Annotated in this window: 1 protein-coding gene and 1 pseudogene; one reads left to right on the top strand and one right to left on the bottom strand. The window is 75.7% G+C overall.

What is annotated here, in order from left to right; all coding sequences use genetic code 11:
* A partial coding sequence (locus tag EAO77_RS37805; protein WP_315986138.1) for a VOC family protein occupies positions 1-208 on the top strand: 208 nt, incomplete at its 5' end.
* A gap of 35 nt (positions 209-243) precedes the next feature.
* Here EAO77_RS37805 and EAO77_RS37800 read toward each other — a convergent pair.
* A pseudogene (locus EAO77_RS37800) lies at positions 244-613 on the bottom strand (hypothetical protein); the annotation flags it as partial.

Here is a 613-nt window from a genome sequence, read left to right as displayed (position 1 = left end):
GCTCGGGTCCGCGCTGCCCCGGCCCCGCGGCCCGCACTGGATGACGTACTTCGAGGTCGCCGACGTGGATGCGGCGACGCGGCTGGTGACCGGGCTGGGCGGCGAGGTGCTCCGGCCGCCGGGGCCGGGCGCGGCGGGCCGGGAGGCGACGGTCGCCGACCCGGAGGGCGCGGTGTTCACCGTGGTGACGACGGGCGGGACGGGGTGACCGGACGGTCGCCCGGGCCCTGACCGGGCGAGGTGTCAGGCCGTGGTCCGGGCGGCCGCACTGTCGCCCGACGTCCTCCCCGTGGAGCACGAGGAGACGGGACGCGGTGCGGCCGCCCGGGCACTCGCGGCGGTCATCCGGCGCCGGTGGTGGCGACGGCACAGGACCTCGTAACCGACCTCGTCGGGCGCCTGGTTGACGTCGCCGACGACGACCTGCGCACCCTCGACGACCATCACGCCGCCGACGGTGCGCGCGTTGTGCGTGGCGCGCGCGCCGCACCAGCACAGTGCCTCGACCTGGAGCACCTCCACACGGTCGGCGAGTTCGACGAGCCGCTGCGAGCCGGGGAACAGCTTCGAGCGGAAGTCGGTGGTGATGCCGAACGCGAACACGTCGAGATCG

It is taken from the genome of Streptomyces sp. T39 (genome assembly GCF_008042045.1).
In the GTDB taxonomy this organism is placed as follows: Bacteria; Actinomycetota; Actinomycetes; order Streptomycetales; family Streptomycetaceae; genus Streptomyces.
The sequence above is the reverse complement of the archived record's forward strand: the minus strand, read 5'-3'. Positions and strand labels throughout refer to the sequence as shown.